Below are 26,696 nucleotides of genomic sequence, written 5' to 3' on the forward strand. Positions count from 1 at the left end.
GCTAGGCTCAGGACTCATTAATTGAGATAGAAGATGACAGTTGCGGCGATACAGATGGCAGAGAAGAAGGTATGGGCACAGCGGTCGTAACGCATGGCGATCCTGCGCCAGTCCTTGAGCCGAGCGAACATGTTCTCGATCCTGTGCCTTTGCCTGTAGAGGGTCTTGTCGTATTTGATCTGGATTTTGCGATTCCTTTTTGTCGGTATGCAGGGCGTCATGCCTTTGGCACGCAACGCTGCCCGGAACCAGGCAGCGTCATAGCCGCGGTCTGCAATCAGGGTTTTGGCTTTGGGCAATGACGGCAGCAGCACACGTGCTCCCTTGTAATCGCTCATCTGCCCTTCGGACAGGAGCATGGCCACAGGCTTGCCCTGACCGTCGCAGACCACATGAAGCTTCGAGTTCAGGCCGCCCTTTGTGCGACCGATACGGCGGGGAACATCCCCTTTTTTAGCAGGCTGGCTGCCGTGCGGTGGGCCTTCAGATGCGTGGCGTCGATCATCAGCCTCTCGGGCGTTTCCTCTTTACCGGTCAGTTCCACAAAGATGCGGTTGAACACGCCCAGTCGGCTCCAGCGCACGAAACGGTTATACAGTGTCTTGTGCGGCCCGTATTCCCTGGGGGCATCCTTCCATTGCAGGCCATTCCGAATGACGTAGATGATCCCGCTGATCACCCGCAGATCATCAACACGGGGAACTCCGTGGGACAAGGGAAAATAAGGTTTTATACGGTTGAACTGTGTTTCCGACAGGTAAAACAAATCTCTCATGGCAGCACCTCCGCCATAAGTGAATCACATTTGATCCTATTCGTGAATCATGAAATTAATAGGTCCTGAACCTAGTTGCCGAACCGGATCAGGATTGGCGAGCATCTTCCCGATCTCGATGCTGTCTCGGACGCATTCGAGATTATCCTGCCACATGCCGACGAGAATGACGGGTCGCGTCGTAGGGGATTCCGACGGATACCAGAGATCGTACATGGCGCCGCTGTCGCCGAATATGTTGCGCGAACGTATTTCCATGGGTTTGCCCCGATTATAGAAAGTGACGATGCTGGCCACGGACCACTTGCTCATGCCCACGACGATGGGCTCCTGGCCGGTTTGCCGCCGCGTATCCTCTACAATCTGCTCGATGCCCATCGTTGCCTGGCGCCAGAAATAATGCTCGGGGAAACCTTTATATATGCCCTGGTAGGGAATGCCTGGGAAGCCGAGAACGAGGTAGTGCAGTGCAATCGCATAACAAACCAGGCATGCCAGAATAGTGGGCCTCCAAGCTGCCATTACCCGATCCGCAATCGTCGGGTTACCAGAGAAATTTCGCATTTTCCCCATCATCGAAGCCATGGCAGGCAGTGCCATAAGCCATAGCGGCCCGGTCCAGTGGAACCGCTGGGTGTCGAAAATGCTGAGAATCAGGAAGATCGCCAGCGGCACGCCGGTGAATACCATAATGAACAGGCGGCGCCTGCAAATGGAGACGCTATTATTCTGCCGGGTGCCGGGCAGCAATACTAGCGCGGCAGCGAGCAAGCCGGTCGGCGTAAGCAGTACGGCAAAATGAAGAATCAATTCGAATAATCCGAACTCGTCATCTCCTACGCCCCTGACGCGGCCGGACTGGAACAATATCGACATCCAGCCATGCTCCATGTTCCAGATAATTACGGGGGAGAACAAGAGCAGTGCAAGCAGTACAGCGAGGTACGGATAAGGATGGCGCAACCAGCGGCGTGCAACCGGGTCGATAATCACAAAAACCAGTGCGGCAATACCCACCAAACCCAGGGTATACTTGGAGAGAATGCCCAGACCGAAGGCAATGCCCACCCCGAGCCAAGCCCGCTCCCGCTGGGCGATCAGGGCCTGCTCGAGATAGTACAGAGTTGCAGCCCACGCGGCCACGAGCGGCGCATCTGTCGTCATCAATGCGCCAGTAGCAAAGAAAAAGGGAAGAATCGCAAGCAGCAGCACAGCGCGAATCCCCGTTGCGCTATCGTATAGATTGCGTGTGAGCGCAAATAAATACCCCATTGTTATCAAGCCGCACAGGAATGCTCCGACCCGGACGCCAAATTCGCTGTTTCCAAAAATGGATGTGCCAAGCCATATCAACCAGGCAACCATAGGTGGGTGATCGTAGAAACTCAGATCCATGTGCTGGGCGTAATTCCAGTAATATGCTTCATCAGGAATCAGTTGCGCCACGCCAATGTAGATGAGGCGCAACAGGATGACAAATGCGATGATCCCGAAAGAGGCGATGCGCCAGTCTGCCTCAGGCGAGGGTAGGGCGTTCCCGCTGGGGATCACGTAGAAAACAGATCCCAGATACAACATTACGGCTGTGGCCGCGATTGCAGGGAGTATGGCCGCAGCCGGCGGTATATCCCAGGCCTGGATTAGCACCGCTAATAGGCCGCCGCGCACGGAAAGCGCCAGCACACAGATAACCAGGAAGCGGCCGAGCTCAGTCCATCTGGAATAGCCCGCGAGGTCGTATAAAAGCCGCGGTCTCGAAATAAACCAGTAGTGCAAGGTCGCAGCCGCGAGGAAGCCCACGATATGCGACAGGGCGAGGTTTGCCCCATAGCTCATCAGCGACTCGAACAGCAGTCCGTCGAGGAACGCGGCCAATAACCCTGGGACTGCAAAACGACTGTGATCCGGAAATAGGGGACGTCGCCCAACTCCAGCCAGCTCAAGCATTTTTTCCTGCTCCTTTGGAAACCATATCAAGTTGACTTTGTTCTGTTTTTCTCGCTTGTGCCGATTTTATCTATTCTGCTCTCGGATAAGATAGAAGATAACTCTGGAATTCATTTTTGTCCCCCTCATCTTGTAGCACAAGTTCGCTATACGGAGGCTTGCAGACTCTGATTCAGCTATCATTCCGGCGTCGTCGGAATACTGGCTGCGTCTTCTGTTCACCGCTCAACCTGTATGGCCGGTCAATCCGGTGTCTGCGTAGTAATGCCGGATTGGATGCAGGTTATCGTCAAGCTCATAGATCAGTGGACGACCAGTGGCCACTGACAATTTTATGAGCTGAATAATGGATAGGCCATCCAACTGCATTATCAACCCTCTCAGGATATGCTTGTGGGCGACAATGAGCACTCGCTTGCCGCGCTGGATTTCCGGGGTGATTGTTTGCTGCCAGTAAGGCAGCATTCGCGCGAAGGCTTGTCGCATGCTCTCACCAAGCGGCAGTTCCCCAGGATCGATGGTTGCATAGCACGCCTGGTTTCCGGGAAAACGGATATCGGCAGGATCAAGTGGGGGTGGCGGAGCATCAAAACGGCATTGCGAACTGAGAATAGGGCAAAAGCCGTATTTCCTGATTGCCTTCCAGCGATTGATTCCTTCCAGAGCCCCATAGTGGCGTTCATTCAAGCGCCAGTTTCGTTGCACCACCGGTTCATCCTGCCCCATGACCGATAGCACGATGCGGAGCGTGTCATTCGCGCGGCTGAGCTCGGAGGTGAAGCAGATATCGAACTTGTGTCCTGCTTTTTTCAAGAGATTGCCCGCCTGCTCTGCCTCCCGCTCGCCTCGGGGCGTCAAAGGAGCATCCCCCCACCCGGTAAAGCATCCGTCGCGGTTCGAGACGCTTTCTCCATGTCGCAGCAGAACGAGTTGTGTCATATAGGGTTTGCTTCTCGATTAGGGAATGGATTCGACATGGGCATGCTCCGGGGGGGGACAGCATCTCTTTTGCATGAGGGTGTCATTTGATCTGAAATTTCGATGATATGTAAAACATAGACAAAATACCGGGAAAAAACTACCCCAGTTCGCGATGAAGGCGGGTGCCAAATAACCCGGGTCGGAACAGATATCTGATCGGGGAACGGGGAATGTGGCAATAGCCCAGTTTCCCCAGGTTTTCTGAAGAGGCGCACATTATCAGGGTATCAAGGCCAACAGGAGATGAGCTGCTCCTTTATCAGCCGATTGGTGTCGGCATCCGTCTTTGTAGCCTTGTTGAAGTCTGGCGGACCCGGCCAGCCGGAATCGATGAATTTCACGCCGTTGAAATAGCGGCCTTCCCCATATCGCGGAATGACATGAAAATGTACATCCGGATCGACCATCATCAGCATGAGGTAGTTGAGCTTGTCGTAGTTGAATGCTTTAGCCAAAGCCGATTCCAGCTGGCCCGTTATTTTGTGAAGCTCAGTAAAGCTTTCCTGACCAAGCTGGGAGAAGGAGCGGGCTGGCTCATGCGCAGCAAGAACGAGAGAACCCAGGGTCACCTGGATTGGACGCAGCATGACGATCCAGTGCTGAAATTGATGAATGATTGTCCCCGGCGCGCCGAATTTCCGCATCGTGGGATTTAGGATTGCGGTACCGGAGGGGGTGGGAGTCATTTAGCACCTTCTAAACGGGGGGTTTTGCTGATGGGTTGAATATGTGGACCATGCGGATCGGCCCAATGGAGGCAGCATCAAAAGTTTTCCAGAATAGCATGAACCCATGAATAAATCCCTGCAGGCGCGAGTATGACTTTACGGGATGATCATGGAAAAACAACCCCGGTTATGTGCGCTGGCACACATACACTTTTACTGCCGAGTGAAAGAATTTTGCTGATCCGAAAAAACGCTGCCGACGATCGGCTTGCTGCTTGACTGCCATTCAGCCACGCTTCAAGAGCCTGCTCACGCGCGGGCTTGCCCGGGGTTCTTCAGCGAGCATGACAAAAACTAGAAATACATTGCTCTTCCCATTTTTTGACATCTCGTCGAAGGAAGCTGAAAGACCATGAAGATTGTGAATGATCTGGGTATCGACAGGATCACCCGGGACTTGAGCGGTGCCATGTGGATCTTTGGTCGCTTGCGTGAAGACGATAGCTCCACGGCGACTTTTATCCACCGCTGCTTCCAGCGCGAGATCTGGCGCGAGATCAGGTTACGCGACAGGATCGCGATGTGCGCAGTTTTGCCAGCCGTACCGCTCGTCATCATGGGGGTGACCGCTGTCTTCACCGCGCTCAACGGATCGGCTATAAAGAGACGCACGGGAAAAGGAATCATCCGGCAGATTCGCGAGCAGATCGAACTTGCGCTCCACTGTGCGATCCTGTCTCCCTGGTACTACATCTTCGAGTTGCATGACGATGACAAGAAGCGGCACGCCGGAGAGTATCTGAATCGCCTCGAAACCAAGGCCGGACTTTATCGCTTCCTGCGCGATTACAATGGCGGTCTTCCTGTTCCTGCTGTGCGAAGCACTCCCTGCATTTCCGACAAATCGTGCTTCATGGCTCGTTGCCGCGAGCATGGAATCATGACAGCCCCTGTATTCTTCAAGATCATGGGAGAGAAGGTCACAGCAGTGGATTGGAATGGCACCGGCCTGCCGGAGACCGATCTCTTTGTAAAGCCATCGCATGGGCGGGGCGGTAGAAATGCGACTCGCTGGATTTACCTCGGTTCAGGGCAGTACCGGCGCAACGATGGCGAGATTCTGACCGGAACTCAGTTGCTGGAGCGCTTGCGACTGGAATCACGGCAAAAAGCTTTCCTGATTCAGCCTCGGCTTCTGAATCATGAGGATATCGCAGATCTTGCCAATGGTACGCTGGCGACAGTGCAGGTAATGAGCTGCCGTAACGAGCGGGGCGAATTTGAAGTAATCAATGCAGTTTTTCGGATGGCCCGGAAAAAATCCGTGATAGTGGACAATTTTCACGCTGGAGGAATTGCAGCCAACGTCGATATTCGCACCGGTGAATTGGGGAGAGGAACCGGTGGCGCGTGGGGCGCCACTGCTGATGGATGGTACGAGCGCCACTGCGAGACGGGGGTGCAGATCCTGCACCGGAAGCTTCCATGCTGGCCTGAGCTGGTCGATCTCGTGCAATACGCTCACGCCAGCGCCTTTTCCGATCAGGTGGTAATCGGATGGGATGTTGCCCTGCTCAACAGCGGACCGTGCATAATGGAGGCCAACAAGGCGCCTGATCTGGACATTATTCAGAGAGTGGGAGGCGGTCCGGTTGGCGAGCAGCGACTGGGAAAACTTCTGGCATTTAATCTCAGACGAACCGTCGAGACTAAATACAACAGGCCTGCCCCCTAGCGCTGCAAAGTTACGCTTCTACTCAGCTTCTTCTCGCTGAAGAGCTCTTCTGCCTTTATCAGATCAGCGGGAAAATCAATTTCACACCAGGAGCTTTCCGGTACAAAACACGCTTTTACCAGTTGTCTGCTGGCAAGGTTCTCTATTATGGAGAGATACCAGGCTTTGAGTCCACTCTGATGTCGCAGCGCTTCCTCCAGGGTATCGCGAAAAAGCAGCGGTCCACGTTCTCTGAAAAGAACAAGGCCGACAGATTCGGCATCGATCCGATCTGCCGGCAGCGTTTTGCTGACATGTCTGACCCATCCGTTTTCATCCAGTTGGACTTTCATGTCATCCGCATCATAGGCAGGTTTTTGATCTACACCGAGCGTAACAGGCGCTGGATCAGAGTTCAGCACTCTCGCCAGTAAAACTTCCTCAAACAGCGTATCCCCGTTCAGAAGCAGAAAGTCGCGGTCCATGGCCGATCGGGCGATCCAGCAACTCACCAGGTTATCCGTAATACTGAAAAAAGGGTTGAAAACGGTCTCGATCCTTCCATCGTTTCCATAACGCTGTTGCAATAAAGTTTCAATCAGGCAGGATTGGAAACCGGTGATCACTGTCACCAGGTTGATCCCTGTTGACAGCAGGGCATCGATCTGCCATTCGATGATAGGTTTGCCGGAAATTGGCAACAGGCATTTGGGAATACTGGTTGTCAGTGGACCCAGCCGGTGCCCCTGGCCGGCGCTCAGAATAATCGCCTTGACAGGAGGTTTTTCTTCGCTACCCGCCATATTGCAATCCGCTCCCTCGAAATCGAATAAGCTCTGAAGTTATATTTTTAAAGCATTGCCGGGTTTGTATCTGGCCGCTTGACGTGGAGTGAGTGGAGATGCGGCTGAGAATGAGGCTGTATTCAAAGGAGTAACGGGCTCAGGTCGGGCAGCACATCTACATGCGCTGGAAAAGGATTTTGATCGCCAGGACGTACACGGCCTATAAACGCGACATTGTTGACCATGGCGCTCTGATAATCGATCAAGGCGTCTCCGATCATCAGCACGCGCTCTGGCAGGAGGCGATGGGTAGTCAGGATATCTGCGATCAGTTTCTGCTTGGGAGTGGGTGAACCGCGCACAGCAGTAAAATAGGACTCCAGACCACGGCGAACAACGATCGTATTCAATTCGGTTTCCGGGGTACCGGATGCAACAAACAAGGGAATACGCCCCGCTTCACGCTGGATCAGCTCCGCTGCGCCTGGAACCGGGGCGCTGGCAATCACAGCTTCGACCACCAGTTCGGAAAAGCGCTGATCGAGTTGCCGCTCCTCCTCCGCGGTGAGTGGAGGTTTTTCCAGCAGCATTTCCTGAAAGTAACGAAATTTCTGATAGCGCGACATGCCGCCGTTCAGGACATGATATTTCGCAACCTCGACCATTACCTCCTCGCCGTATTCCTGGTAGAGGTTGGCAAACGCCTGTGTCTTGATTTCTCCTGATTCGACCACGACCCCGTCGAAATCGAAAATGATCGCTTGCCATGCAGCAGTCTTCATGCCTTATTATCCGACGCCAGCGGTATGATCTCCTCATTTTCACCCGAATGGTGCATGCTCTGATGAATATCCTGAAGGCAATCCAGCAGCCCCTGGCCCAGATCGACATGCTCGTTCAGAACCAGCTTGCGGCCGATCCGCGGCTGATAAGCATAAGGCGTTACTTCGTAATGATGCCCCGCACGGGCCTCGTCGAAACGCAGATCGACTTTCCAGGGCATAATTTCTGAAATCATTGTCATTACATCCTTGATGTGCAACCGCTCCTGCCCTGTCAGGATCAGGTGACGATTCGCAAACTCCGGTGCCAGCACTTGTACGCTCATGCGCGCCGCATCTTCCACATGAATATATTCCCGAATTGCTTCTCCACTGCCGTGATAAGTAATCGAGTGCTGTTCCAGCGCCTCGTACAGCATGCGGTAGATGCCGTTTCTCGCGTCGGCGCGTCGGCCATAGAGCGAGCCATAGCGCAAAATACTATACTCCAGGCCATAACGCTCGTGGTAGGTTTCGATGAAACGTTCCGCTGCCTGCTTGCTGGCCCGGTAAAAGGAACCCGATTCGGAATAGACGTAAATCGTGCTCGCGAAGACAAAGCGCCGGGCGCCGGCAAGACGCGCTGCTTCCAGTGTATGCATGTTACCCAGCACATTGATGGTCGCCGTAGCGATGGGTTTTTCCTGTGCTTCGTCAATATCTGCAATGGCGGCAAAGTTGTAAACCACGTCAGCACCATGAGCCGCTTCCTTCACCTGCTCAAGATCCATGATATCGCCAATGATCATCTCCTGATCCGCGCGCTGGTAGCGCGATGGAGAGCGGTCGAACAGGCGCACCCGATAGCCCGAGTCGGAGAGCGCGTCGGCAACGTGACTGCCCAGAAAACCGCTGGCGCCATAGACAATGGCAATCTCGCTGGACATCTGCTGTTTTAACCTTTTTCCATTACACCGGCTTCGATCAATCCGCGCACCAGATTTTCCGCGGCTTCCAGTTCCATACGCTGACGCGATTCCTTTGCAAGAGAGCCGATATGGGAGGTCAGTATTGCGTTATCGCATTGCAGTAACGGGCCATGGTAAGGTTCCTGCTCGAAAACGTCCATTGCCGCTCCTCCAAGCTGCCCGCTGTTCAGGGCATCGGCCAGCGCTGCTTCATCTATCAGCCCACCCCGGGCGGTATTGATGACGATCGCGCCAGGCTTCATCCGTGCAAACGTTTTTTCATTCAACAGATGGTGAGTGTCCGCGTCGTAGGTCAGGTGCAGGCTGATGATATCCGCTTCGGCTATCAAGGTTTCGAAGGGTACCAGTTTCACGCCTTCCATTCCCGGAGGCATCTCCTTTACATAAGTATCGTGCGCCACCACCTGCGCTTCGAACGCACGACACAATCGGGCTACACGTGATCCTACCCGTCCAAGCCCCACAATTCCCACCTTTTGGGCAGCCAGCAGACCTCCCTGGGCCCGGGGCCACTGCCCCGCGCGAACCTGTTTATCTGTCTGGCATATCTTCCTCAATGCTGCCATTATAAGGGCCAGCGAGAGCTCGGCAACCGCCTGTGCGGGAGCTTCCGGCGTGTTCAACACCTTGATTCCATGCCGTTTCGCTGCGCCAAGATCGACGCTGTCGAGGCCGCTGCCGCAGCGCGATACGACTTTCAGGCTCCTCGCGCAGGAGAAAACCCGCTCTGTGAGAGGCTCCACGCCTGCGATCATTCCCACCGTATCTTCGCCCAGCAGGGCGATAACCTCATCCTCGGTAAGTTTCCTCTTATGACTGTTTTCGGCAATGGGTATGCCCCTCTCCTGTAAAGGCCGGAGAGCACTATTATGGCTGACATCGAATGACGAGGTGGAAATCGCAAGTTTGTTCATAGAGCTTCCCTGATGTTTTGCAGATGACTGCGGCAGACGGTATCGAGAATGCGGATATCCAGGCCATAGCCAAGAAAACTGAAGCCCGCCTCGATATTGCGGCGCAATTGTTCCGGATTGGGTTCGACTACATGAATGCCGCCTGCCTTGCCCGCGCGTCGCCCGGCATCTTTTACCCGTTCTACCGCAGCCTGGACTTCCGGATCAGCGAGTTCTCCGGGACGGCCGAGCGATCCTGAAAGATCGTAGGGACCTATGATATAAGCATCGATTCCCGGAACGGAAAGAATCGAATCGATGGCATCGACTGCATCGATATGCTCGATCATGGCAATGATGACGGCATTTTCTTCCAGCCAGTGGCGATATTGCTGAAATCGCGCGCCATACCCCTGGGCGCGTGCAAGCCCGACTCCACGTTGTCCGCGTGGAGGGTAATATACTGCGTTTACGGCCGCTTCGGCATCCGCCGCCGTTTTGATCATGGGTACCATTACGCCTGTCGCTCCTGCATCCATGACCCGCTTGATCTGATCAGGATGATTCGACGTCAATCGCACGATGGCGGGACATGCACGGCTGTCGAGCACCTGGATCAGCATCTGAACTTCGCTCAGTTCCAGAACGCTGTGTTCCGTATCCAGCACCAGCCAGTCAAATCCCGCCGCGCCCATGATATCGGCGATGGAAGGATGTCCCAAAGTGATCCAGGAGCCGATGGTCAAGGCGTTGCGCGCCAGTTTTGCTTTTAATTGCACGTATGCACCTTGAGAAATGAAGTGCGTCTGAGAGAATTATGAAGTCCGCATCAGTATGATGCGAGTAACGGGTCTTTCTCCATCAGTCTGGCTACACGCTCCAGGTCGGCCTGGGTGTCGACAGCTTGGGTATTGAACCGGGTTTCCACCATTTTTACACGATAACCATGCTCCAATAGCCGCAGCATGTCCACCGATTCAAGCTTTTCGAGCGGCGTGGACGGCAGCGTGGAGAATTCGAGCAACGTTTTTCGGCGGAAAGGAATGATGCACACCTGTTTAAAGGCCAGGGTATGCGGAAAATCAGATCCGGCGGACAGAGCAGACGCCGGCACAGTCGGAATCGGTTGGCGTGACATGAAGAGAGCGTCGCCACGCCGGTCTGTCACAACCTTGATTGTATTGAAGTCGTAGAAATCCCCTTTATTATCGATGCTCCGCATGAGATTCACGCACCCCAAGTCCGGGTCATGCCGGAACGGATCCACGGCTGCGTCGATCATCTCCGGATGAGTCATGGGTTCATCGCCCTGTACCATGACGATAAGTTCAGCATCCATTTCTGCCACCGCCTCGGCCACGCGGTCACTCGCACGTTCGTGAGTATCCGCAGTCATAATGACCGGTGCACCGAAATTCTCTGCGGCGCGTCGTATTTCGTCATCGCAGGTGGCTATATAGGTTGCATCAAGCGCTTTGCTCAAGGCGACACGTTTATACACATGCTCGAGCATGGTTCGGCCCAGCAGGTTCGCAATGGGTTTTCCGGGAAAACGGGACGAACCCATACGGGCCGGTATAACAGCAATTGTTTTCATGTGGGATTTATGTTAATTGAAGGCGATGAGGCCGAGCTTTTCACTTTGACTGATGACTGCCTTTATTTATCGGGATAGGTTGCCCTTTAAAGGTGCGCATCAGGCATTGGAGGATTATGTGCTGAATTCTGCAGCTATGGTTTGGCGATTGCAGCAGGAGAGCGGCAAAAATCGGGCTAATGGCTAAGTGGTGACTCCATTTTAACAGAAGGCCGGGGAAGTAAAAACATCTGTAATGCTAGTAAAACGGGTATCAGCGCGTGTAGAATTGTAAGATTTTTCCCTGAGAATGTCTAAAGGACCTCAAAATGAGGAGATGCAGCGTATTGCTTGCGTCCAAGGAATAGGTATGCTGGTATGAAAGCTTTATTTTTCCTTCGTCATTATAATGACATCGATCACATTACCCCGGTCATTTACAAATGGACCAGCAAGGGTCATACCTGCGACATCATCCTGATCGGCAACTCGCGATTCCGGACGGATTATCGCATCGGATTCCTGAAAGGCCTCAAGGGTGTGCGGATGGCTTACATTGCGGATGTATTGCCGCCGCTCGACTTTATCAGATGGTTTTTCCAGACGCTGATACTGATCCGTAGCCTGCGCCGCCCCTTCCTCGGGCCGATCATGAAAAAACTGGAGGAGGTTTATGATGCCAAGCGGCGCGAGCCTGTCTGGCAGCGCACCGCGGAGTGCTTGTTGACCCGGAGTTTCGCAGCGAATGAGGAAGGCGTGGTGGTGTTTGACTGGATAGAACGCAACTCCTCCATCTGCGTGGAATGGGTCAAGGTGGTATTGTCGACGGCGCGCCGGATGGGCCTGGGCACGGTATCGCTGCCGCATGGAGACAGTCCCCACGCCAGTCAGTTGATCCGGCGGCGCGAGTTGCGCCTGGAGCCGGATACCACATTTGCCAATGCCGGCATTTTCGAGAAGGTTGTGGTGCCGAACGAGTTATGCTCGGTGCGTTTTCGCCCTTTCATGGATAACCAGAAACTTGCGATACTCGGTTCCCCGCGCTACTGCGACGAATGGCTCGCCAAACTGGCAACGTTGATGCCCCCGTCACCGCTGACGCGAACCGGTAGCAACCTCAAGGTGGCGATGTTTCTGAGAAAGAGTAATTTTTCCACTTTCTGGGAAGAAGTGGGAGAGGTAGTGCGCATAGTGGCAGGCTTTCCGGGAGTGGAACTTATAATAAAGCCGCATACCCGCGGCGGCTGGCAGCAATCCCTGACAAAAGATATTTCGCTCCGGCGCTTGCCCAACGTGCGGGTAGCAGGCGGCAATCTTCATTCCATCCATCTGATGAACTGGGCAGATGTCATTATCGATCTTGCCACTTCTGTAGTATTCGAGGCGGTAAAGGTCGGAAAGCCTGTACTGGCGGCGGATTACTTGCACGCCGGTCGGTCGGCTCTTGCTGAATACCTGCCGGAAGCAGAATTGCGCTGTCGCGATGATGTGTATAAACACATGGAAAAATTCCTTACCCAGGGTTGTGATTCTTTTTATATAGAAGAGCATCGTCAACGCTTTCTCAAGGAAATGATCGATGTAGGGGATCCGGACGTGTTATCGCGTTATGTCGCGCTGCTGGAGGAACAAGTGCGGTCAAAGGCAGACCAGAGCCAGCCCGAGCCGCAAGGCAACACCAAAGATTTCGCTTTTGCCTGATCAGCCGGCTTCGCTGGTAGTTTTCTCAAGGAGGTTACTGAGCCGTATGCCGGCGATGCCCCCCATCGATGTGGTGATTCCCGTCTATAATGCACCAGCGTTGACACGGCGCTGCATCGATTCGGTCGTTGCCTGCCTGAGCCCATCCATACGCTTCATTTTCATTCAGGACGACGCGTCGGGAATGGAAACCCATGCCATGCTGGATCAATTGCCGCGCGGGCGCATACGCGTGCACCACGCGCGGGAGAACCAGGGTTTCGGTGCCTCGGTAAACGAAGCAATCAGTCGATCCGATGCATGCTACGTGCTGGTCCTGAACTCCGACACAGTAGTGGGCGAAGATTTTTTACCGCTCTTATACGCGACACTCGTCGCCGATTCCCGGCTGGCAGTCATCATCCCCGCAGGGAATGATTTTGCCGGATATGATTTGAACCGGTATGTGCGGCAGCCGGGCGGCTATGTTCAGACACACCGCCTTCGGGGTCACGCGTTTCTCATCCGCCGGGAGGTATTCCGGGATGCGAACGGTTTCGATCTGGCCTTCGGCCGCGGCTACTATGAAGATGTCGATCTCGGGCGCCGCCTCAACAAACGTGGTTGGCGGGTGGGCGTGCATCCGGATGCTCACATACAACATGAGGGGGGCGGCTCGTTCGGGCGGGGCCGCTCCTTCAAGAAACTGGTCAGGCGCAATCGTAAGCTTTTTTTTTCGCGCCATCCCAGCGCAAAGCGTAATATTCTCCTTCTTTCCGGAGACTGCCCCCTAGCGTATTTTCCATCGAGCCTGCTAGAGGCGCTCGACGAGGTATTTTGCGGAGGAGGATACGTTTACTGGCTTTCGCCCGAAGCGGCAGGCATGCTTCTCTGTTTGCAGATGAGGAGCCTCTTGTCAGGCGTGGACGCTGCCGTGCGGTTATTCTTGTGCAGTTGGCGTGAGGACAAGCGCATTTCGGAAATCTGGATATTGCCCGATGTTCCACGCGTGCGGTATGAGGCACTGACCTTATGGGCGCGTATTTGCGGCTTGCGGATACTGACCTGGGAAAGGGTGCCGACCGAAGAAAATTGTACTCCTAGGCTACTATGAATGCTCTGCGGAGAACGGCCTTCCAGTAAAGGCGATGCATCTCCTTGCAAGAACTGCAAGGCTTCTGAAGTTTAAAAAAATTCTCCGGCTATCCTTTGGGTTTTTGTATTCACGCCGCTACAACCATTTTTTCCAGCGGAACAGTAGCAGCATCGCAATACTGATGACTGCCATTGCGGTCAGTACAATAAAAAATCCCATGTGCCATTCAAGCCCCGGCATGTACGTGAAGTTCATTCCGTAAATGCCCGTTATCAGCGTCAAAGGCATGAATATGGTGGTGATGACGGTAAGAACTTTCATGACAGTACTGATGCGGAAACTTACGCTCGATAAATAAATATCGAGCATGCCCGCCGTGACGTCACGCAGCGATTCGATCGATTCGATAATGTGGACAGTATGGTCGTACACATCCCGCAGGTAGAGCAGAGTATTGCGGCTAAACAGGGGTGAATCTCCACGTTGCAAAGAACTGATTACCTCGCGGAGCGGCCACAGCGCCCTGCGTAAAAAAACGCCTTCACGTTTGAGTCTTTGAATGGATTGCAAGGTGCTCGGCTGCGGACGATCGACCAGTTCCGTTTCCAGCGCTTCGGTTTTTTCGTCGAGGCGTTCAAGAATGCTGAAGTAGGTGTCGACCACTGAATCAATCAGGTTGTACATCAGGAAATCGGCACCAAGTCTTGCGCTTTGGCCTTTGCCGGCCCGCAGGCGGTCGCGGACCGACTCGAATTGAACACCATTCGCTTCCAGAAACGACAGCACGAAATCCTTGCCGAGTACAAGACTGATCTGTTCGGAATATATTCTCTCTTCCTTACCCCTGGTTTCATACCCGAAGGTTTTGAGCACCACGTACAGGTAATCTCCGTAATCCTCCACCTTGGAGCGTTGCTCTGTGTTGAATATGTCTTCCAGTACCAGAGGGTGAAGGTTAAAACATGCGCCGAACTGCTCGATCATGTGGATGTCGCCCAGGCCCTGCAGGTTAACCCACTTGACCCCGGAAGCGTGTTTGATCTTTTCGGCAAGGTCTGCGGGAGCCACCTCGGCTTCACGCACGCCTTCCGGATCGTAATCCAGCAAGGTTATGCGTGGGGACGCGTTTTTCTTTGCCCCGATATGCACCGGCATGCCCGGCGGCAGGCCTGCTTTCTTGGATCTCTTTTTGGAAGGGGATATCACGGCATCCGGATGAGGGTTTTATACAGATGCGGACAACTTGCTTCCGTCGGCTCCGGCCATGCCAAAACGAAAACCAAGGGCATCCCACTGTTCAATTTCGCCAAGCAACGCGTTATATGTCAAGGGATTGCCTTCCAGCCACTTTCTTTCAAGATATAAACTGAATTCCTTGCCTCGAAGGCTGACCTCGAGCCTCGGAAGTGCCGTCTCACAGCGGCTGCGATGAAACAATGCCGCGAGGCGAAGCGCAAACAGCAGGGCGAAATCAGCCCGCTCTATCATGTTTCCACGCGCTTTGCCGATATCGCCCCGGTGGGCGAGCACAAGCATGCTTAAGCGCTCCTGCTCCCTTTGGGAAAAACCCGGCATATCGGCATTACCCAGGATATATGCAGAATGCTTGTGGTAACCGGAGTGGGCGACCGAAATACCTACTTCATGCAGCCGGGCAGCCCATGAGAGAACTTGCAGATGTTCTTCTCCCTCACAGGGAAAGGCCGCCAGCAACTGTTCTCCGAGCAAAAGTGCAGTCGATTCCACCCGCCCCGCCTGCGCGCCATCCACATGGTACCGGCGCATGAACTGCCTGACCGTTACTTCGCGCATATCATGCTTATGGAAGCGCCCCAGCAGATCGTACAGCACGCCCTGACGTAAGGCACCCATGCCTTGCGCCATCCGGGAAATTCCCAGCTCCGCGAACGCGGCGGACATGATGGCGAAACCGCCGGCTATGACAGGCGCCCGATCGGTCTTGATACCCGCGAGGTCGAGTTTTTTGATATCGTCCACCTTGAGCAGATGATTACGAAAATTTTCCAGCCCTTCCCGCGTAATCTCTCCGTTGCCGCTTCCACTGCCGAGCTGGTTCAACTGGATGATATCGCCTAACGCGCGTGCCGTACCGGAGGATCCATATGCGAGCTGCCAGTGTTCACTGGAAAATTCCTTTGCGATCGCCTGAATCTCGCTGCGGGCCGATAGTTCGGCACGGTTCATTGCCTCCCTGCTGATCCTGCCGCCTGGAAAAAAGCGCAGGCTATAGCTGACGCAACCCATATAGAGGCTTTCCAGCTTGACCGGCTTCAGCCTGCGGCCAATGATAAATTCAGTAGAGCCGCCCCCGATGTCCATTACCAGGCGAGCGTCAGGAGAAGCAGGAAGGCCGTGCGCAACGCCCAGATAGATGAGGCGCGCCTCTTCGTGGCCCGAGATGACTTCAATGGGAAAACCCATCGCTGCCTCGGCTTTTTTGAGAAATACAGCCGCATTTTTCGCCACCCTGAGAGTGTTGGTCGCAACCGCACGTACAGCATGAGGAGGGAAACCGCGCAGGCGTTCACTGAAACGCGTGAGACAGGCCAGGGCGCGTGCCTGGGAATCTTCATCCAGGCGCTTGTCGCGAGTAAGACCAGCGGCAAGACGAACCATTTCACGCAGATTGTCCAGCGGATAAAGCTGTCTGCCTTCCACTCGCGCGACTTGCAAACGAAAGCTGTTGGAACCGAGATCTACCGCCGCAAGTGTGGAGTATTCGGGCATGAGGTCTGTTGGGAGGCTTCCAGGCGACGGGAGGACCTACTCCCGTATTTCGCGCTCGATTTCTTCAACGGTGACGTGACGCACATCCCTACCCTTTACCATGTATACCACATATTCGGACATGTTTTTGGCATGATCGCCGATGCGCTCTATCGCTTTTGCAATAAACAGGATTTCCAGGGCAGTCGATATCTTGCGAGGATCTTCCATCATGAAAGTGATGAGCTGGCGCATGATGGAGCGGAATTCCTCATCCACCAGCTCATCTTGGCGCACTACCTGAGCGGCGGCCGTGAGGTCCAGACGCGCAAAAGCGTCCAGCGATTTGCGCAGCATCTCCAGCGCAACGTTGGCCACATGCCGTATTTCGACGAAACGGGGCATGTGCATGCGGTCCGCAGCATAGATGAGTTTGGCCATGCGCGCGATCTTTTCCGCTTCATCTCCGATGCGCTCGAGGTCGGTAATGGTTTTGATGACCGTCATGATCATGCGTAAGTCACCCGCGGCTGGCTGCCGGCGCGCGATGATCTGATTGCAGATCTCGTCTATCGATACCTCCATCGCATTGACCCGATGGTCATCGGCTATGATATTCTCGATCAGACTCTCATTGCCGGTGATCAGCGCTTCAATCGCTTTTTCGATCTGTTCTTCCACGAATCCGCCCATATGCAACACGCGTGTGCGCACCGCTTCGAGATCCGCGTCAAATTGCTTGGATATATGTTCGTGGCTTCCCATTTCTCACCTGTGGATCGATTGAAAGCAAAAAATAACAAAGGATAATATCAGTCCGTTGTGACAATTCTACTGATCTTTGGCCTTCCTTCAGATAGCAATGGTACGAATGCCTCCTTCGTCTCCCAGCAACAGCAAATCCGCAGGGCGTCTTGCAAACAGGCCATTGGTTACGATGCCGGTGATCTGATTGAGTTCCGTCTCCAGTTCAATGGGGTTCAGGATCTGCAAGGCGTGCACATCAAGAATGACGTTACCGTTATCAGTGGTAAATCCCTGCCTGAGCATGGGTTGTCCCCCCAGCCGTACTATCTCGCGCGCCACGTGACCGCGCGCCATCGGGATAACCTCCACGGGCAGCGGAAACTTGCCAAGCACGTCCACGAGCTTGCTCTGGTCCGCAATGCAGATAAATTTTTTCGCCACGGCGGCCACGATTTTTTCCCGGGTCAGAGCTCCGCCACCCCCTTTTATCATATGCAGATGCGGCGTTATCTCATCAGCGCCATCCACATATAACGGAAGCTCGTCGACATTATTAAGGTCCATGACCTCGATTCCATGTGCGCTGAGCCGCCGGGCGGTTGCTTCTGAACTCGCTACCGCTCCATCGATCCTGCTTCTGATGCCGGCCAGTGCGTCTATGAAGTAGTTGGCGGTAGAGCCGGTGCCGACTCCGACAATACAGCCTGCGGGAATATGTTGAATAGCGGCGTGCGCGGCCGCCCGTTTCTGCTCGTCCTGATTCATGATGTTATTTTTTATGTCTGAAAATATTGATTGTTTATGAGCATAATACTATCAGCCCATTTTAACAATGAAGCTGGGCATTTAGCGTTTCGCGACATGTTAAAATGCTCAACCTTTAAAATCGCAACCCCATTTCGATGAAGAACAGTTACCTCGAAAGAATTCTTACAGCGCGGGTTTATGACGTTGCGATAGAGAGTCCTCTGGAGCTTGCGCCGAATCTGTCCACACGTATAAATAATCAGCTGTTCCTGAAACGGGAAGATGTGCAGGATGTTTTCTCGTTCAAAGTGCGGGGAGCTTACAACAAAATGGTCAAGCTTTCTCCCGCGGCGCTCGAACGCGGAGTGGTGACGGCCTCTGCCGGCAACCATGCGCAAGGTGTGGCCCTCGCTGCACAGCGATTGGGGTGTCGGGCAACCATAGTGATGCCTGTCACCACGCCCCAGATCAAGTTGCAGGCGGTCGAGGCACGCGGAGCGACAGTGGTTTCCTATGGGGACTCCTATGACGAAGCCTATGCTCACGCCCACGAATTCGCCGAAAAGAACCAGGTAACCTTCGTACACCCCTATGACGATCCCGATGTCATTGCCGGGCAGGGAACGATCGGAATGGAGATACTGCGCCAGCATCCGGGTGAAATTCATGCGATATTCGCGCCCATCGGTGGAGGCGGGTTGATTTCGGGGGTTGCGGCTTATGTAAAAAGGCTCTATCCGGAAATCAGGATTATCGGTGTGGAACCCGTCGACGCCGACTCGATGTATCAGTCGCTAAAAAAGAACCGGCGTGTCCGGTTGGCGCGAGTCGGATTGTTTGCAGACGGGGTCGCTGTCAAGCAGGTAGGAGTGGAAACTTTTCATTTATGCCGCGAACTGGTCGACGAGATCCTGCTGGTAGACACGGATGCCATCTGTGCGGCAATCAAGGATGTGTTCGAGGATACGCGCGCCATACTGGAACCTTCGGGAGCGCTCTCGATTGCAGGGGCCAAGGCGTATGCAAAGCGGGAAGGTATCCGCGGCAAGAACCTGATTGCCATCGCCTCCGGTGCGAATATGAATTTCGACCGATTGCGCCATGTGTCCGAACGGGCGGAACTGGGAGAGCAGCGGGAAGCGGTCATGGCGGTGACGATTCCCGAGGAACCCGGCAGTTTCAAGAAGTTCTGCGCAATGCTGGGACCGAGAAGTATCACAGAGTTCAACTATCGTTTTGCCGGTCCAAAAGAAGCGCATGTGTTTGTAGGGGTGTCGGTAAGAAACCGGGAGGAAGCGGCGAAACTGATCAAGGATCTGGAGAACAACGGCTTGCGCACCGAGGATCTGAGCGACAATGAAATGGCAAAATTGCATATCCGCCATCTCGTGGGTGGGCATGCACGTGATGTTAAAAATGAAATCGTCTATCGTTTTGAGTTCCCCGATCGTCCGGGGGCGCTCATGCAATTTCTGAACAGCATGAGCCATCATTGGAATATCAGTCTGTTTCATTACCGTAATCACGGGGCAGACTATGGGCGGGTGCTGGTGGGCATGGAGGTGCCCCCGGAGGAGAAGGCGGATTTCAAGGCATTTCTCGCTCAGCTCGACAATCGTTATTGGGACGAAACCCACAATCCGGCCTACAAATTATTCCTGGGATAGGGACGGACAGCGCTGCCTGTTTATCCCCGACAAGTTTGGTGCATCCTCGAAATCGAGCGTTGCGCGGGTTGCAGTGTTAAACCTTCAGTAGTCCAAATCAGATGAATACACTCATGTAAAAAAAACGGTTTTGAAGGTTTCACAGCCGTGTCCGGGAGCTAAGGAAAAAATCAGAATGAAGTGCAGGCGAAAGCGCAGCAGCCGGATTCCGTACGGAGTAGGTTGTTTTTTATTGATCTTCATGAGCAACAGCATTGTTCAGGCGGTTGACATAGCAGGGTGGTTGCGGGAGAACGGTGTAAGGGCGGGCGGGTGGATCAATGCGGGGGCAACCTATAACCCCGGTAATCCCGTCAACGGATACAATGGCCCCGTTACCTTTGCCGACCGCGCAAACCGGTTTCAGTTGAATCAGTTCAATCTATATCTCCAGCGCACGGTAGTCACGGAAGGCGAGGCTTTTGATCTCGGGGGGCGGGTCGATTTCATGTTCGGCACCGATGCGATCTATACCCAGGCCTTCGGCGTTCCGCCATTCGATGTGAATACCGGTCAAGTCTTGAATAGGGGCCACTGGGATCTGAATATATGCTGCTCATCGACCCGGACGTATGGTATCGCGCTACCCCAAGCGTATCTCGAGGCCTATATACCGTTGGGTAATGGCTTGAACATCAAGGCAGGTCATTTTTATTCGCCGACAGGGTATGAAACCGTTCCTGCGCCCGACAATTTTTTTTACACTCACGCCTATACCTTTAACAATGGGGAGCCATTCACCCACACGGGTGCCGTAGGGAACTATACCGTCAACGGGAACTGGTCGGTGATGGGCGGCCTCATCACCGGGAGCGCAACCGGCGATTGGGATGGCGGATTCGACAGAGAGCTGGGAAACTGGGGAGGGCTGGGCGGTATTACCTGGGTCAGCGACGACAAAAGGACTTCGGCCAACATCACGGGGAGCTACAGTGCGACGTCCACCCGCAGCAACAGGCCATGGGGAATGTACAACATTGTGCTGCAACACAGGATCACACCGAAAACCCATCTGGTTCTACACCACGTTCACGGCTATGCCGGCGGCGTTTTGCTGGGAGGGGTGCCAAAGAATGTCGAATGGTATGGCATCAATACCCACCTCTATTATGACTTGTTGGAGGATCTCTCGGTGGGTATTCGCGGCGAATGGTTCCGGGACCGGGATGGTTTTCGCGTCTCTTCGCCCTTTCGCGTGGTAGCGGCGCTCAACCATACCGGAATCAGTTTTGCAGGCGATTCTTCCACAGTGAGGGCGGCCCCTGCGGACTACTATGAAATCACCTTCGGAATGAACTGGAAGCCAGCGAAAAGGTTGCGGCTGGACTGGAAGCCGATGCAAAAGCTGAACGTTCGTCCAAATATCCGCTATGACCGTGCGGACGGCATTGACCATTCGCATCGGCCTTTCAACAACAAGAAGGATCAGATTATATTTTCTCTCGATGCGATGATTCCATTCTGATAGGAAGGGGCGGGCACTCTGGAAGAAACTGGCTTATCGTGGCGAGAAATAAGAGTGGGGCAATAGGAAATAGTCTCACAGCCCGTTATTCCACCAACCCGGACTCCTGGCCATTCCCATGTCTTTGGACTACGTCCAGGGGGCGCGAGTGGAGATCGGACTCGGCCTTTGCCTGCATTTTTCGCGCTGCATCCTCAAAATACTCGCTCAAGGCATCGTGATTGCCGCGCATTCGCGTGTTCTGGATGACGCAGCGCCCGTTCGTGTTCTGAACCGCTTCATGAGGGCTTAACTGCGCGCCACCGGCTAATAAACTCAGGGAGAAGCCCTAAAAAAAGTTCTTTTATTCATGGACACCTCTTTTCACGTGCTCATTACGTACTCATCGGAGTGAGAACAAACACCCAATCTTTAAATTAACTGAATTGTCGATACTTTATCAAGCGTCCAATGTTATAAGTACCTGCTCCTGCCTGCCGCTTCCATCACTTTCGTTCATTCTCCATTTCTTTGTGAGAGAGCAGAATAACTTCACAAATACTTAACAATAATCTAACACTTTCTTTATTTATCTCGTGTTACGTTTCAAACAGAATAACAATTTTCGTGGTAGTGTTTTGCCAAGGGGAGCCCATCATGAAACGCCTACCGAAACGCAGAAGAGGGATGATCTTTGCCTCTGCGGTCAGCCTGTTTACAACTCTCGAGAATCCCGACAGCGCTTACGCCAATACCGCCTTGGAATGGTTCAACGACAATGGCATTAGACTCGGGGGCTGGATCAACGGTGGGGCGACATTCAATCCCAGCCAGCTCACCGGTTTCAATGGGCCAGTCACATTTGCCGATCGCTCCAACAGATTCCAGTTAAACCAGTTCAATATTTATGTGCAACGCCCGGTAGTAGCCGAGGGCAGCACCTGGGATTTCGGGGGGCGTATCGATTTCATGTTTGGAACGGATGCAATTTTTACCCAGGCTTATGGCGTTCCCGCGTTCGACGTGAACACAGGCCAGCCTTTAAACAGGAGCAATTGGGATCTTGATGTGTGTTGCGCTTCAACCCGATATTATGGCATTGCGTTTCCGCAGGTTTTTGCCGAAGCCTATGTTCCCGTTGGGAACGGATTGAACGTCAAGGTAGGCCATTTTTACACTCCAATCGGTTACGAGTCGGTACCGGCGCCCGACAATTTCTTTTACACTCATGCCTATACGATGCAGTATGGAGAGCCGTTCACGCATACTGGTGTGCTGGGCAACTATAAAATCACGCAAAACTGGACGTTCATGGGGGGCGTTACCACAGGTAGTGCCACTGGCGGTTGGGACGGGGGATTCGACAAGCAGTTGGGTAATTGGGGGGGGATTGCAGGCATTACCTGGACCAGCGAGGATATGGGAACGTCGGCCAATATCAGCGGAACCTACAGCGCAACCTCGACACGCAGCGATGAACCGTGGATGTTGTACAGCATCGTGCTGAAGCATAAATTCACCGAAAAGACCCATTTTGTGCTGCAACACGACCACGGGTTCGCGGGAAATGTTTTACTGAATAATGTCTTTTATAGTAACGTGATCAAGGATGCCGAATGGTACGGCATCAACACTCATCTGTATTACGATCTCATGCCGGAATTGACGATCGGAGTGCGGGCCGAGTGGTTCCGCGACCGGGACGGGTTCCGTGTATTTTCACCGGGACGGGTGGCTGCCGCCACCGACAACCGGGGATTCAGTTACGCGCTAGGCCGCAATCAGCTTGGCAACAGCACCAGCAGTCCGGCTGATTATTATGCAGTCACGGTAGGCATGAACTGGAGGGCGGCGAAGAGGTTGAAGCTCGACTGGAAGCCGTTGCAGCAGCTCAATATTCGTCCAAACGTTCGCTACGATGCCGCCGACGGATTACATGGCATCGATTATCGGCCCTTCGGGGGGCATAAAGATCAGGTGGTTTTATCCCTTGATTTTATGGTTCCGTTTTGATTTCCTGATTTCTATTTTCTCCGTCCGCTACAGGGTCTGAGCTGTAACGCCGAAAAGGAGGAGAGGGGAACAGGTTAGCGTTTCAGGGCGTGTCTACCGTTAGCGGCCGAAATTGCAACATCATTTTCACGTGAGGAATTCCAGCATCCAGGAATTCCGGTCCTGCTTGCTGAAAACCAAACTTCCTATAAAACCCGGTTGCGTGTGTCTGCGCGTTCAAGGTAACTGAAGGAAACTGCCGGTTTTCCGCTTCCTTCAGCAACCGATCCAGGAGTGCGCTACCCACTCCTTTGCAACGCCAATTCCTCAACACGGCCATGCGCCCGATCGAAGCATCCGGTAGCAACCTCGCCGTACCTATCGGATTTCCTGAAGGATTCATCGCCAGCAGATGCACGCAAACGTCGTCGAACTCGTCCCATTCGAGTTCCGCAGGTACGCCTTGTTCCCTGATAAAAACCGCCTCTCGTACTGCTCGTAGTGCCACAGCGTCTTCCCGCCAGCTTGCTGCGCGTACTATGTAGAGACTCATACTGGTTCGACCGGTTCTGGTAATCTGCCCGTGTGACGGAGGCTTCTGTTCCTGCACCGTCTGTCCCTCTGTCTAATCGGGCGGCAGGCTTTCCAGCTACTCGAAAGGGTGCCGCAACACGATCGTTTCTTCCCGATCCGGTCCGGTCGATATCATGTCTATCGATACCTCACACACTTCTTCCATACGCTTGAGATAGTTGCGCGCAGCCATGGGCAGTTGTTCGAAATTCCGAATACCCACGGTGCTTCCGCTCCATCCGGGCATTTCCTCGTAAACGGGTTCGCAGGAGGCAAGTTCCTCTGCACCTACCGGCATGATGGCACTAAATTTTTCTTCCTCTCCTTTTCCCATCATTTTATAGCCCACGCCCAGCCGCAGGGTTTCAACCCCATCCATCACATCGAGCTTCGTGACACACAATCCGGAGACGCCATTGATCTGGATGGAGCGCTTCAGGGCGGCGGCATCGAACCAGCCGCAGCGTCGCGGACGCCCCGTGGTTGCCCCGAATTCATTGCCGCGCTTGGCAAGATGCCTGCCGACATCATCATCCAGTTCGGTTGGAAAGGGCCCCGCCCCCACGCGCGTGGTATAGGCCTTGGTGATCCCCAACACATAGTGCAACATCTGGGGGCCGATTCCACTTCCTGTTGTTGCGGCGCCGGCAATGCAATTGCTGGACGTAACAAACGGGTAAGTGCCGTGATCAATGTCGAGCAGTGCTCCTTGCGCCCCCTCAAACAGAAGATTCGCGCCTGCCCGGTTGGCTTCGAATAAAAGCCGCGGCACATCGGCAACCATGGGGCGGATGCGTTCCACCAGTGAGAGCGTCTCGTCCATGGTTTGCTGAAAATCGACGACTGGCGATTGGAAATAGTTCTTCAACACGAAATTGTGATAATCCAGTATCTCGCCCAGCTTTGCCGCGAAGCGGTCACGATGAAACAAGTCCTGCAAACGGACGGCGCGCCGCGCCACCTTGTCCTCATATGCCGGCCCAATACCCCGCCCGGTCGTGCCGATTTTACCCAATCCTCTGGCGATCTCCCGCGCGTTATCCAGGGCCACATGACAGGGTAGAATGAGAGGACAAGCCTCGCTGATACGGAGCCGGCTGAGCACATCGATGCCCGCGCGCTCCAGCATGCCGACTTCATCCAGAAGCGCCTGTGGCGACACAACGACGCCATTACCGATATAGCAGGCGACATCCTTACGGAGAATTCCGGAAGGAATCAGGTGTAGCACGGTCTGCTTGCCACCAATGACAAGCGTATGACCCGCGTTGTGTCCTCCCTGGAAGCGCACCACGCCCTGCGCCTGATCCGTAAGCCAGTCCACGATCTTGCCCTTACCCTCATCACCCCACTGGGTTCCTATGACAACTACATTTTTGCTCATATCGCTTCTTTAACGTTTAAACCTCTGTAATGTTTGAAAGGTAAAGGGAGGAAGAACTTTCCTTCCTAAAGCTGGCTAAGGACTGGCATTCAGATCAGTGCATCCGCTATCGACCACACACCGTTTTCCGATACGAGTTTTTTATCGCAATTGAAGGAGCCGGCGTCATTCTCATGGCCGGGCAGGGCAACTATCACGATCTGGCCTTCGTTACGAAGCTGTTCGATTTTCTTTTCCAGCGCTTTGTCCTCCTTTATGAAAGGGGCCAGAATTCCTCTTGGATGAGAGTCCGAGGACATCAAACCGGATAACTCGCGCAGATCCATGCTGAAACCGGTTGCGGGTCGCGCTCTCCCGAATGCCTTTCCAACTTCGTCGTAGCGTCCACCCACTGCGATTGCATTGGGACAGTTGTCGGTATATGCGGCGAAGACCATGCCGCTGTGGTAATGATATCCGCGCAAGTCGGCGAGATCGAATGCCAATGTATCCACCAGCGGGCTCAATTCGCTCGCTACCATTTCGAGTTCGTCCAGCGCCTTCATGATTCCTGGGTAGGACGGGAGGGCGCTGCGCGCCAATGTCAACACATTCTCGTCCCCGTAGAGCTCGGGTAGCAGCTGGAGCGCCTCCCGCACCGAAGCATCCACCTGTTTTTTCAGCCCGGCGCAGAGCTCCTTCAATGCTGCCTTATCCTTCCCCTGCAAGGCCCCGGACAATTCCATTTCCAGGTCCGGGGAGATACCTGTACTTCTGATCAAGCCGCGAAATACCGCGACATGCCCGAGATCCAGGTGTATGTTTCCCACACCGGCGATTGCGAGAGATTGCAGCATCAAACGCTGGATTTCCAGATCGCTTTCAAGTCCTTGATGACCGTAAAGTTCCGCACCGATCTGCAACGGTTCCCGGGTCCGAGTCAGGCCCGACGGCCGTGCGTGCAGCACGCTGCCCGCATAACAAAGTCGGGTAATGCCCTTCCGGTTCAGAAGGTGTGCATCGATGCGAGCCACCTGTGGCGTCATGTCCGCGCGCAAGCCCATCATGCGGCCGCTCAGTTGATCCACCACCTTAAGTACGCGCAAATTCATTTGCCCTCCGCTGCCAGTGAGAAGCGATTCCACATATTCCAGCAACGGCGGCCCCACGAGTTCGTAGCCATTCACAAACAGCCAGTCCAATACCCGCCGGCGCATCATTTCTATCTTCAGCGCTTCAGCGGGCAGAATGTCCTCAATGTATTCGGGAAGAGCCCATGCACTCATATTCATGTCGGGGTCGTGATCAAGACAGGATAAAGGCGGGTATGGAGGGTATGGAAAGAATTATTTCACAAGATAGAGCAGGAGCAGCCCGACCAGCATGGAGGTCAAGCCGATAAAACGTATCTGGTTGTCGCCGGCTTCCGTCAGTTTCCTGAAAGCCTCACGCCATGCACCCGGCATCAGAAAGGGGAGCAGTCCTTCAAGCACCAGCATCAATGCAAAGGCCATTAACAGAGTGTCCCACAT

The 26,696-nt window shown here is 54.0% G+C and carries 25 protein-coding genes; 7 read left to right on the forward strand and 18 right to left on the reverse strand.

The window, feature by feature from the left end; translation table 11 throughout:
- Window positions 1-17 precede the first annotated feature (17 nt).
- The 4 genes from NMUL_RS15160 to NMUL_RS02220 all read right to left on the reverse strand — a co-directional run bounded on the left by NMUL_RS15160 (window position 18) and on the right by NMUL_RS02220 (window position 4,389).
- Window positions 18-775 (reverse strand): IS5 family transposase gene (locus tag NMUL_RS15160; RefSeq protein ID WP_148235532.1). Its coding sequence is split into 2 segments (ribosomal slippage): window positions 18-442 and window positions 442-775, totalling 759 coding nucleotides; the frame shifts between segments, so codons are not numbered across the junction.
- 36 nt (window positions 776-811) lie between these two features.
- On the reverse strand, window positions 812-2,722 hold the full coding sequence (locus NMUL_RS02210) for a glycosyltransferase family 39 protein (RefSeq protein ID WP_011379783.1): 1,911 nt from the start codon (window positions 2,720-2,722) through the stop codon (window positions 812-814).
- 225 nt (window positions 2,723-2,947) lie between these two features.
- Window positions 2,948-3,661 carry a 2,3-bisphosphoglycerate-dependent phosphoglycerate mutase gene (locus NMUL_RS02215; RefSeq protein ID WP_011379784.1) on the reverse strand — a complete coding sequence of 238 codons (714 nt, stop codon included), beginning with the start codon at window positions 3,659-3,661 and terminating at the stop codon, window positions 2,948-2,950.
- Between the two features lie 269 nt (window positions 3,662-3,930).
- Window positions 3,931-4,389 carry an HIT family protein gene (locus NMUL_RS02220; RefSeq protein ID WP_011379785.1) on the reverse strand — a complete coding sequence of 153 codons (459 nt, stop codon included), beginning with the start codon at window positions 4,387-4,389 and terminating at the stop codon, window positions 3,931-3,933.
- Window positions 4,390-4,783: 394 nt separating this feature from the next.
- On the opposite strand from NMUL_RS02220, the gene NMUL_RS02225 reads away from it, so the two are divergent.
- Complete coding sequence (locus NMUL_RS02225; RefSeq protein WP_011379786.1) at window positions 4,784-6,106, forward strand: sugar-transfer associated ATP-grasp domain-containing protein; 1,323 nt, start codon at window positions 4,784-4,786, stop codon at window positions 6,104-6,106.
- On the opposite strand, the gene NMUL_RS02230 is transcribed toward NMUL_RS02225, so the two are convergent.
- From NMUL_RS02230 to NMUL_RS02255, 6 genes are all read right to left on the reverse strand, one after another.
- Window positions 6,103-6,888, reverse strand: a complete 786-nt coding sequence (locus NMUL_RS02230; RefSeq protein ID WP_011379787.1) for a phosphocholine cytidylyltransferase family protein — start codon at window positions 6,886-6,888, stop codon at window positions 6,103-6,105. The genes NMUL_RS02225 and NMUL_RS02230 overlap by 4 nt on opposite strands.
- 122 nt (window positions 6,889-7,010) lie before the next feature.
- A complete protein-coding gene (locus tag NMUL_RS02235; protein ID WP_011379788.1) occupies window positions 7,011-7,652 on the reverse strand; it encodes an HAD family hydrolase in 642 nt (213 codons plus the stop codon).
- Complete coding sequence (locus NMUL_RS02240; protein WP_011379789.1) at window positions 7,649-8,578, reverse strand: NAD-dependent epimerase/dehydratase family protein; 930 nt, start codon at window positions 8,576-8,578, stop codon at window positions 7,649-7,651. Before NMUL_RS02240 ends, NMUL_RS02235 begins: the two co-directional genes overlap by 4 nt.
- A gap of 8 nt (window positions 8,579-8,586) precedes the next feature.
- Window positions 8,587-9,534: a phosphoglycerate dehydrogenase gene (locus NMUL_RS02245; protein WP_011379790.1), complete on the reverse strand. Its 948-nt coding sequence runs from the start codon at window positions 9,532-9,534 to the stop codon at window positions 8,587-8,589.
- Entirely contained in the window at window positions 9,531-10,292 is a 762-nt protein-coding gene (locus NMUL_RS02250; RefSeq protein ID WP_011379791.1) for an HpcH/HpaI aldolase family protein, read from the reverse strand. The genes NMUL_RS02245 and NMUL_RS02250 overlap by 4 nt, the downstream gene beginning before the upstream one ends.
- Window positions 10,293-10,342: 50 nt before the next feature.
- Complete coding sequence (locus tag NMUL_RS02255) at window positions 10,343-11,110, reverse strand: 3-deoxy-manno-octulosonate cytidylyltransferase (RefSeq protein WP_011379792.1); 768 nt, start codon at window positions 11,108-11,110, stop codon at window positions 10,343-10,345.
- 357 nt (window positions 11,111-11,467) lie between these two features.
- On the opposite strand from NMUL_RS02255, the gene NMUL_RS02260 reads away from it, so the two are divergent.
- Window positions 11,468-12,790 (forward strand): hypothetical protein, encoded by a 1,323-nt coding sequence (locus NMUL_RS02260; RefSeq protein WP_011379793.1) that lies wholly within the window; start codon window positions 11,468-11,470, stop codon window positions 12,788-12,790.
- Between the two features lie 46 nt (window positions 12,791-12,836).
- Complete coding sequence (locus tag NMUL_RS02265; protein ID WP_011379794.1) at window positions 12,837-13,883, forward strand: glycosyltransferase family 2 protein; 1,047 nt, start codon at window positions 12,837-12,839, stop codon at window positions 13,881-13,883.
- Between the two features lie 117 nt (window positions 13,884-14,000).
- Here the strand turns inward: NMUL_RS02265 and corA are convergent, their stop codons facing one another.
- The 4 genes from corA to rpiA all read right to left on the reverse strand — a co-directional run bounded on the left by corA (window position 14,001) and on the right by rpiA (window position 18,104).
- The gene (gene corA, locus NMUL_RS02270; RefSeq protein ID WP_167535546.1) at window positions 14,001-15,020 is read right to left on the reverse strand and encodes a magnesium/cobalt transporter CorA; all 1,020 of its coding nucleotides are present in this window, start codon (window positions 15,018-15,020) and stop codon (window positions 14,001-14,003) included.
- A 69-nt stretch (window positions 15,021-15,089) separates the two neighbouring features.
- Window positions 15,090-16,613, reverse strand: a complete 1,524-nt coding sequence (ppx, locus tag NMUL_RS02275) for an exopolyphosphatase (protein WP_011379796.1) — start codon at window positions 16,611-16,613, stop codon at window positions 15,090-15,092.
- Window positions 16,614-16,649: 36 nt separating this feature from the next.
- Complete coding sequence (phoU, locus tag NMUL_RS02280) at window positions 16,650-17,357, reverse strand: phosphate signaling complex protein PhoU (RefSeq protein WP_011379797.1); 708 nt, start codon at window positions 17,355-17,357, stop codon at window positions 16,650-16,652.
- An 87-nt stretch (window positions 17,358-17,444) separates the two neighbouring features.
- Complete coding sequence (gene rpiA, locus NMUL_RS02285; protein WP_011379798.1) at window positions 17,445-18,104, reverse strand: ribose-5-phosphate isomerase RpiA; 660 nt, start codon at window positions 18,102-18,104, stop codon at window positions 17,445-17,447.
- A 137-nt stretch (window positions 18,105-18,241) separates the two neighbouring features.
- Between rpiA and ilvA the strand changes: the two genes are divergently transcribed.
- From ilvA to NMUL_RS02300, 4 genes are all read left to right on the forward strand, one after another.
- A complete protein-coding gene (ilvA, locus tag NMUL_RS02290) occupies window positions 18,242-19,753 on the forward strand; it encodes a threonine ammonia-lyase, biosynthetic (protein ID WP_011379799.1) in 1,512 nt (503 codons plus the stop codon).
- A 175-nt stretch (window positions 19,754-19,928) separates the two neighbouring features.
- Window positions 19,929-21,257: a porin gene (locus NMUL_RS02295; RefSeq protein WP_011379800.1), complete on the forward strand. Its 1,329-nt coding sequence runs from the start codon at window positions 19,929-19,931 to the stop codon at window positions 21,255-21,257.
- Between the two features lie 118 nt (window positions 21,258-21,375).
- On the forward strand, window positions 21,376-21,549 hold the full coding sequence (locus tag NMUL_RS15890; protein WP_167535547.1) for a hypothetical protein: 174 nt from the start codon (window positions 21,376-21,378) through the stop codon (window positions 21,547-21,549).
- A 344-nt stretch (window positions 21,550-21,893) separates the two neighbouring features.
- A complete protein-coding gene (locus tag NMUL_RS02300) occupies window positions 21,894-23,249 on the forward strand; it encodes a porin (RefSeq protein WP_011379801.1) in 1,356 nt (451 codons plus the stop codon).
- Between the two features lie 82 nt (window positions 23,250-23,331).
- Here NMUL_RS02300 and NMUL_RS02305 read toward each other — a convergent pair whose 3' ends face one another.
- The 4 genes from NMUL_RS02305 to NMUL_RS02320 all read right to left on the reverse strand — a co-directional run bounded on the left by NMUL_RS02305 (window position 23,332) and on the right by NMUL_RS02320 (window position 26,696).
- Window positions 23,332-23,781: a GNAT family N-acetyltransferase gene (locus tag NMUL_RS02305; protein ID WP_041352340.1), complete on the reverse strand. Its 450-nt coding sequence runs from the start codon at window positions 23,779-23,781 to the stop codon at window positions 23,332-23,334.
- A 96-nt stretch (window positions 23,782-23,877) separates the two neighbouring features.
- Window positions 23,878-25,185 carry an adenylosuccinate synthase gene (locus NMUL_RS02310; RefSeq protein ID WP_011379803.1) on the reverse strand — a complete coding sequence of 436 codons (1,308 nt, stop codon included), beginning with the start codon at window positions 25,183-25,185 and terminating at the stop codon, window positions 23,878-23,880.
- Window positions 25,186-25,274: 89 nt separating this feature from the next.
- Window positions 25,275-26,450: an ATP phosphoribosyltransferase regulatory subunit gene (locus NMUL_RS02315; protein WP_041352341.1), complete on the reverse strand. Its 1,176-nt coding sequence runs from the start codon at window positions 26,448-26,450 to the stop codon at window positions 25,275-25,277.
- 60 nt (window positions 26,451-26,510) lie between these two features.
- Window positions 26,511-26,696, reverse strand: coding sequence for a DUF2065 domain-containing protein (locus NMUL_RS02320; protein ID WP_011379805.1), 186 nt, complete (start codon window positions 26,694-26,696; stop codon window positions 26,511-26,513).

Source organism: Nitrosospira multiformis ATCC 25196 (genome assembly GCF_000196355.1).
Classification (GTDB): Bacteria; Pseudomonadota; Gammaproteobacteria; order Burkholderiales; family Nitrosomonadaceae; genus Nitrosospira; species Nitrosospira multiformis.